This window comes from Pseudomonas sp. BMW13, from assembly GCF_013357275.1.
Lineage (GTDB): Bacteria > Pseudomonadota > Gammaproteobacteria > Pseudomonadales > Pseudomonadaceae > Aquipseudomonas > Aquipseudomonas khazarica.
In genome coordinates this window covers 1-6,901 of sequence record NZ_SUKD01000041.1, presented here as the reverse complement: position 1 = coordinate 6,901, position 6,901 = coordinate 1, and the positions used below count along the sequence as shown (strand labels likewise).

Here is a 6,901-nt window from a genome sequence, read left to right as displayed (position 1 = left end):
GTAGGGTGGATCGCGTTTCATCGATCCACCGTGGCTGCCTGGGTGGTGGATGAAAAGAGCGTCATCCACCCTACGGGGTATGGATGGGTGGATGGCGAGGCGTAGGGTGGATCGCGCTTCACCGATCCACCGTGGTTGCCCGGGTGGTGGATGAAAAGAGCGTCATCCACCCTACGGGACACGTGCGCGGCGTCAGAGCAGCCCCGCCACCAGCCGTCCGAGCACTTCCATGGCCTGCTCGCTGCGTGCGTTCCAGGCATGGCCGTAGTTGAGTCGTGCACAGTGGCGGAAGCCCTGGCTGGCGGAGAAGATCGGTCCCGGCGCCAGGCTGATGCCCTGGGCCAGGGCCAGGCGCAGCAGCTGCAGCGAATCCAGCCGTTCGGGAAACTCGAACCAGAGGAAGTAGCCACCGGCCGGGCGGGTGACCCGTGTGCTGGCGGGAAAGTGCCGGGCGGCCGAGGCGAGCATCGCGCTCTGCTGCATCTCCAGGGCATGGCGCAGCTTGCGCAGGTGGCGGTCGTAGCCGCCGTGCTGCAGGTAGTCGGCCAGCGCCGCCTGGGCTGGCACCGAGGGCGAGATGGTGGTCATCAGCTTGAGCCGGGCGATCTGTTCGGCATAGCGCCCGCCGGCGACCCAGCCGATGCGATAACCCGGCGCCAGGCTCTTGGAGAAGGAGCTGCAGTGCATCACCAGGCCCTCGCGGTCGAAGCTCTTCACCGGCTTGGGCGGGTGGCTGCCGAAATACAGCTCGGCGTACACATCGTCCTCGATCAGCGGCACCTGATGCTTGACCAGCAGTTCGTACAGCGCCTGCTTCTTGGCTTCGCTCATGCTGGCGCCGAGCGGGTTCTGCAGGCTGCTCATGAACCAGCAGGCCTTGATCGGCAACTGCTCCAGGCTCTGTTCGAGGGCGCTCAGGTCGATGCCCTCGCGCGGGTGCACGGGAATCTCCACGGCCTTGAGCTGCAGCCGTTCCAGCACCTGCAGGCAGGCGTAGAAGGTCGGCGATTCGATGGCCACCAGATCGCCGGGCTGGGTCACGCACTGCAGGCAGAGGTTGAGCGCCTCCATGGCGCCGTTGCCGATCACCAGTTCCTCCATCGGCAGCATCACGCCGCTGACCATGTAGCGCAGGGTGATCTGCCGGCGCAGGTCGGCGTTGCCGGCGGTCATGTCGGCGATGATCTCGTGCGGCGAGAGCATGCGCAGGGCATGCGCCATGCTCTTGGCCAGGCGCGGCAGGGGAAACAGGTCGGGGCTGGGGAAGGCCGAGCCGAAGGGCACGGTGTGCGGGTCCTTCAGCGAGGCCAGCACGGAGAACACCAGCTCGCTGACGTCCACGTCGGTGGTGTGGGCCGCGTGGCTGGTCAGCTCGGGTTCGTGCAGGGGGCGCTTGGCGTGTTCGCGAACGAAGTAGCCGGAGCGCGCCCGCGCCTGGATCAGGCCGCGATCCTCCAGCAGGTAGTAGGCCTGGAACACAGTCGACGGGCTGACCCCGTAGGTCCGGCTGGCGTGGCGCACCGAGGGCACCTTCTCGCCGGGGCCGAGCACGCCGGTACGGATCAGTTCGGCGATCTCGTCGGCGAATTTTTCGTAGCGCTTCATCCTGTCCTGGTTCACCGCAGCAAAGGGTATGGGCGAACACTTTACGGGGTGAGCGGCAGACATGGCAGTGCCTCGGGAATCGATGAAGAGGAGTCGCGGGTGCGAGCGTGCTGTCGCCAGGCGTGGCTGCCCCCTCTCCCGTGGGGAGAGAGGGGCGCTCCGGTCGAGCAGACAGCACGCCGTGCCAGGCCTCAACGCAGCGGCGCGAGGAAGGTGCTCTGGGTGCTGACGCGACTGTCCGGGTTGGCCTGGTCGCGGACCTCGAACTCCAGGGTGCGTGTGCTGGCAGCGTTTTCGGAGGAGGTGAGTGCCACGTTCAGCGGCAGGTCACGAATTTCCCCCGGCGCCAGGTTCAGCGTGCGCGGGCCGTGCAGTTCGAAGTCGCCGGGTTCGACCAGGGCGATGGCATAGCTGCGCGGTTGCTGGGTCTTGTTGATGATCTTCAGGCTGTAGATGTTCTCGATCTGGCCCAGGGCGTTCTCGCGGAACAGCCCCCGGTCGCGGGTCACGTCCAGGGAGATCAGCGGCCGCTCGTTCAGCGCCCAGACGAAGGCGCCGATCATCACCGCCAGCATCGCCGCGTAGCCGACCAGGCGCGGGCGCAGCCAGTGGGTCTTGCCGCCGGCCAGTTCGTGTTCGGAGCTGTAGCGCACCAGGCCACGGGCATAGCCGAGCTTGTCCATCACGCTGTCGCAGGCGTCGATGCAGGCGCCGCAGCCGATGCATTCCAGCTGCAGGCCATCGCGGATGTCGATGCCGGTGGGGCAGACCTGCACGCACATCGTGCAGTCGATGCAATCGCCCAGGCCTTCGGCCTTGTAGTCGGCGTCCTTGCGGCGCGGGCCGCGGTTCTCGCCACGGGCGGCGTCGTAGGAGATGACCAGCGTATCGCTGTCGAACATCACGCTCTGGAAGCGCGAGTAGGGGCACATGTCGCGGCACACCTTCTCGCGCAGCCAGCCGGCGTTGATGTAGGTGGCGGCGGTGAAGAACAGCACCCAGAACGCGGTGGTGGCGCCGACCTGCAGCGTCGCCAGCTCCAGGGTCAGCGTGCGGATCGGCGTGAAGTAGCCGATGAAGGCCAGCGCGGTGACCAGGCTCACCGCCAGCCACAGGGCGTGCTTGGCGCCACGGCGTGCCAGCTTCTGCAGCGACCAGGGCGCGGCGTCGAGCTTGATGCGCTGGCCGCGATCGCCCTCGGTGATCTGTTCCACGCGCATGAAGATCCAGGTCCACACGCTTTGCGGGCAGGCATAGCCGCACCAGACGCGGCCGGCCAGCACGGTGATGAAGAACAGGCCGAAGGCGGCGATGATCAGGATGGCCGAGAGGAGGATGAAATCCTGCGGCCAGAAGGTCGCGCCGAAGATGTGGAACTGGCGGTTGTCCAGGTCCCAGAGCACGGCCTGGCGGCCGTTCCAGTTGATCCAGGCGGTACCGAAGAACAGCAGGAACAGCAGCCCGGCACCGAGCAGGCGCAGGTTGCGGTAGCGCCCGCTGAAACTGCGGGTGTGAATCGGGCCGCCGGCCTGGGCCGGGGTCAGGCGGATGGGTTTGGCGGTGTCGAGGTTCCGCGCGGGAATCAGGTCGGTCATGTGCGTTGCCCTCATCAGGCGTTTATCAGGCTGGCGCCATGATCCGAGCGGGGCTGTTCGCAAAACAGGCTCAGGTTTTCGTTAAAAAAGCAGATCAGATGCGTCCGGTCGGCGCCCCGGAAACGCCTTCGGCTGGCTGCAGGCCGCGTCGATCAAGGCGTCCAGTGTTGCGGTCAGGCGCCCGGCGGCGCGCCCCCTGCGACATCGCGCCGCGCTGATCAGAGCGGCTTGCCGGTCGTTCCCCGGTCCGTCTGATCCGGTTTTTTTAGGCTTTTCTGGCGCTGTTTTCGGTGCACGGCCGGCAGGCATAGTCGACACCCCGTGATCAGGAGGCAGCCGGCATGTACCAATACGACGACTACGACCGCGCGCTGGTGCGCGAGCGCGTCGCCCAGTTCCGCGACCAGATTCAGCGGCGCCTGAGTGGCGAGCTGAGCGAGGAGGAGTTCCTGCCGCTGCGCCTGCAGAATGGCCTGTACCTGCAGAAGCATGCCTACATGCTGCGCGTGGCGATTCCCTACGGCACCCTGTCGGCACGGCAGATGCGCGCCCTGGTGCATATCGCCCGCGAATACGACCGGGGCTACGGGCACTTCACCACGCGGCAGAACATCCAGTTCAACTGGATCGAGCTGGAGCGCGTGGCGGACATCCTCGACTGGCTGGCCGAGCACGACATGCACGCCATCCAGACCTCCGGCAACTGCGTGCGCAATATCACCACCGAGGCCTTCGCCGGAGTCGCCGCCGACGAGTACCTCGACCCGCGCCCGCTGGCCGAAATTCTGCGCCAGTGGTCGACGGTCAACCCGGAATTCCTGTTCCTGCCGCGCAAGTTCAAGATCGCCCTGTGCGCTGCCGAGGAGGATCGCGCGGCGGTGCAGGTGCATGACATCGGCCTGCAGCTCTACCGCGACGAGGCAGACGAGCTGCGCCTGCGCGTGCTGGTCGGCGGTGGCCTGGGGCGTACGCCGATCATCGCCCAGGTGCTGCGCGAGGGCCTGGCCTGGCGCGATCTGCTGTCCTACGTCGAGGCCATCCTGCGCGTGTACAACCGCCATGGCCGGCGCGACAACAAGTACAAGGCGCGCATCAAGATCCTGGTCAAGGCGCTGGGCATCGAGGCGTTCGCCGCCGAGGTGGAGCGCGAATGGCAGATGATCAAGGATGGCCCGGCACAGCTCACCGACGACGAGTACCAGCGCGTTGCGGCCTCCTTCCGCAAGCCGGCCTACGTGCCGCTGGATGCCATCGATCTCGACTTCGGCACCCACCTGGCACACGACGAGGCCTTCGCCCGCTGGGTCTCGCGCAATGTCATGGCGCATCAGGTTCCCGGCTACGTCAGCGTGCTGCTGTCGACCAAACCCGGCATCAGCGCACCGCCCGGCGATGTCAGCGCCGAGCAGATGGAGGCGCTGGCCGACTGGAGCGAACGCTACGGTTTCGGCGAGATCCGCGTCGCCCATGAGCAGAACCTGGTGCTGCCCGACGTGCGCAAGGCCGACCTCCACGCGCTGTGGACGCAGGCTCAGGCCGCCGGCCTGGGGACCGCCAACGCCGGCCTGCTCACCGACATCATCGCCTGTCCGGGGGGCGACTTCTGCGCGCTGGCCAACGCCAAGTCGATTCCCGTTGCGCAGGCCATCCAGCAGCGCTTCGACGACCTCGACTACCTGCATGACCTGGGCGAGATCAGCCTGAACATCTCCGGCTGCATGAACGCCTGCGGTCACCACCATATCGGCAACATCGGCATCCTCGGCGTCGACAAGAACGGCAGCGAGTGGTACCAGCTCACCCTCGGCGGCAGCCAGGGCCGGCAGGCGGCGCTGGGCAAGGTGATCGGCCCGTCCTTCGCCGCCGAACAGGTGCCCGAGGTGATCGAGCGCATCGTGCGCACCTACGTGGACTACCGCGAGGTCAACGAAGGCTTTCTCGACACCTTCCAGCGCATCGGCCTGGAGCCCTTCAAGGAGCGCGTGTACAGCCGGGAGGTGGCGGCATGAACAACCTGATCCGTCTGGTCGAGGGCCAGGCCCGTATCGTCGATGACGATCCCTGGCAGCTGCACGACGGCGACGACGCCCCGTCGGCGCCGCTGATCCTGCCGCTGGCGGCCTGGCGCGCACGGCAGCCTGCGGCGGTGCTGGAGGGCAGGGCGATGAGCGCCGATGGCCTGTTGCTGCAGGTGGATGACGAGCCGGAAGCGCTGCAGCCGTTGCTCGCCAGCCTGACGCTGATCGCCATCGACTTTCCCAGCTTCCGCGATGGCCGTGGCTACAGCCAGGCCTACCTGTTGCGTACGCGCCTGGGCTGGCGTGGGGAGCTGCGGGCCGTGGGCGACGTGCTGCGCGATCAGTTGGCGCACATGCGCCAGTGTGGCTTCGATGCCTTCGCCGTGCGTGCCGACAAGTCGGTGGCCGATGCACTCAAGGGCCTCGACGGGCTCAGTGTGTTGTATGGTCGCTCGGTCATTGAACCGCGCCCGCTGTTCCGTCGCGGGCGCCATAAGGAGGAATCGAGATCATGATGGTGCGTGGCCTGTTCTGGCTGGTCCTGCTGCAACTGTTTGGCGTGGCCCTCAACCACTGGCTGTTGCCGATGCTGCCGGCGTCCATCATCGGCCTGCTGCTGCTCTCGGTCTGGCTGATGTGGCGCGGCGCCGTGCCCGAGCCCCTGCAACAGGCCGCCGGCGGCCTGCTGCCCTACCTGCCGCTGCTGCTCGCGGTACCGGCCTCGGGGATCATGACCAGCACTGACCTGCTGCTCGGCGAGCTGCCGGTGATCGCCACCGCGCTGGTGCTGTCGCTGCTGGTCACGGTGCCATTCTGCGGCTGGTTGCTGCAGACCCTGATTCGCCGCCAGGAGCGCAAGGGATGACGCTGCTGACTCACCACCCGCTGTTTGCCATCGCCCTGACGCTCGCCGCTTTCCTGATCGCTGCCTGGCTGTATCGCCGGAGTGGCTGGCTGGTGTTGCAGCCGGTACTGGTCTCGGTGACGCTGATCGTCACCACCCTGCTGCTGTGCGGGGTGGACTACGCGTCCTACCGCGCCGGTGCGGAGCCGGTGGCCTGGCTGCTCGGTCCGGCCACCGTGGCGCTGGCGGTCCCCCTGCAACACAACATCAAGCGCATCCGCCAGCTGTTCTGGCCGATCATGATCACCCTGTTCGCCGGGGGCGTGCTCTCGGTCAGCCTGACCCTGGCCATCGGCTGGGCCCTGGGCGCCGACTGGAGCGTGGTGATGAGCCTGGCGCCGAAGTCGGTGACCATGCCGATCGCCATGCCGGTGGCCGAGCAGATCGGCGGGGTCGCGTCGCTGGCCGCGGTCATGGTGATGCTCACCGGGGTGATCGGCACGGCGCTGGGGCCGTTGCTGTTGCGCTGGGCCGGTGTCGATCATCCGGCGGCGCGCGGCCTGAGCTATGGCATCAACGCCCACGCCATCGGCACCGCCCATGCCTTGCAGGAGGGCGAGGAGTGCGGTGCGTTCGCCGCCCTGGGCATGAGCCTGCTGGGTATCGGCACCGCGTTGCTTCTGCCGCTGCTGCTGGCCTGAGGCCGGCGTGCGCTGCGGCGAAGCGCTCGCGGCTGAAGCCGCTCCTACGGCTCTGTACCAAAAGTCGTCGAGCGAAGGTCAGGCCAGGCGAAATCGCTCGAAGAAGCGCAGTTTACGTGCTGTAAATGAGCATTCTGA

Annotated in this window: 6 protein-coding genes; 4 read left to right on the top strand and 2 right to left on the bottom strand. The window is 67.2% G+C overall.

Annotated elements, in window-relative coordinates:
- Window positions 1–192: 192 nt before the first annotated feature.
- Both mapR and ccoG read right to left on the bottom strand, forming a co-directional pair.
- Window positions 193–1,605 carry a GntR family transcriptional regulator MpaR gene (gene mapR / locus E4487_RS23760; protein WP_175254528.1) on the bottom strand — a complete coding sequence of 471 codons (1,413 nt, stop codon included), beginning with the start codon at window positions 1,603–1,605 and terminating at the stop codon, window positions 193–195.
- 191 nt (window positions 1,606–1,796) lie between these two features.
- Window positions 1,797–3,200, bottom strand: coding sequence for a cytochrome c oxidase accessory protein CcoG (gene ccoG, locus E4487_RS23755; protein WP_150605864.1), 1,404 nt, complete (start codon window positions 3,198–3,200; stop codon window positions 1,797–1,799).
- Window positions 3,201–3,541: 341 nt separating this feature from the next.
- Here ccoG and E4487_RS23750 point away from each other — a divergent pair, with 341 nt between their 5' ends.
- Genes E4487_RS23750 through E4487_RS23735 form a run of 4 tightly spaced genes read left to right on the top strand, consistent with a single transcriptional unit; the run spans window position 3,542 to window position 6,763 of the window.
- The gene (locus E4487_RS23750; RefSeq protein ID WP_175254527.1) at window positions 3,542–5,209 is read left to right on the top strand and encodes a nitrite/sulfite reductase; all 1,668 of its coding nucleotides are present in this window, start codon (window positions 3,542–3,544) and stop codon (window positions 5,207–5,209) included.
- Complete coding sequence (locus E4487_RS23745; protein WP_150605860.1) at window positions 5,206–5,733, top strand: DUF934 domain-containing protein; 528 nt, start codon at window positions 5,206–5,208, stop codon at window positions 5,731–5,733. Before E4487_RS23750 ends, E4487_RS23745 begins: the two co-directional genes overlap by 4 nt.
- A complete protein-coding gene (locus E4487_RS23740; protein WP_037053670.1) occupies window positions 5,730–6,083 on the top strand; it encodes a CidA/LrgA family protein in 354 nt (117 codons plus the stop codon). Before E4487_RS23745 ends, E4487_RS23740 begins: the two co-directional genes overlap by 4 nt.
- Complete coding sequence (locus tag E4487_RS23735; protein ID WP_175254526.1) at window positions 6,080–6,763, top strand: LrgB family protein; 684 nt, start codon at window positions 6,080–6,082, stop codon at window positions 6,761–6,763. Before E4487_RS23740 ends, E4487_RS23735 begins: the two co-directional genes overlap by 4 nt.
- Window positions 6,764–6,901 lie beyond the last annotated feature (138 nt).

Coding starts and splice junctions, on each gene's coding strand:
- mapR (WP_175254528.1), bottom strand. CDS start 1,605: ATGAAGCGCTACGAAAAATTCGCCGACGAGATCGCCGAACTGATCCGT.
- E4487_RS23740 (WP_037053670.1), top strand. CDS start 5,730: ATGATGGTGCGTGGCCTGTTCTGGCTGGTCCTGCTGCAACTGTTTGGC.
- ccoG (WP_150605864.1), bottom strand. CDS start 3,200: ATGACCGACCTGATTCCCGCGCGGAACCTCGACACCGCCAAACCCATC.
- E4487_RS23750 (WP_175254527.1), top strand. CDS start 3,542: ATGTACCAATACGACGACTACGACCGCGCGCTGGTGCGCGAGCGCGTC.
- E4487_RS23745 (WP_150605860.1), top strand. CDS start 5,206: ATGAACAACCTGATCCGTCTGGTCGAGGGCCAGGCCCGTATCGTCGAT.
- E4487_RS23735 (WP_175254526.1), top strand. CDS start 6,080: ATGACGCTGCTGACTCACCACCCGCTGTTTGCCATCGCCCTGACGCTC.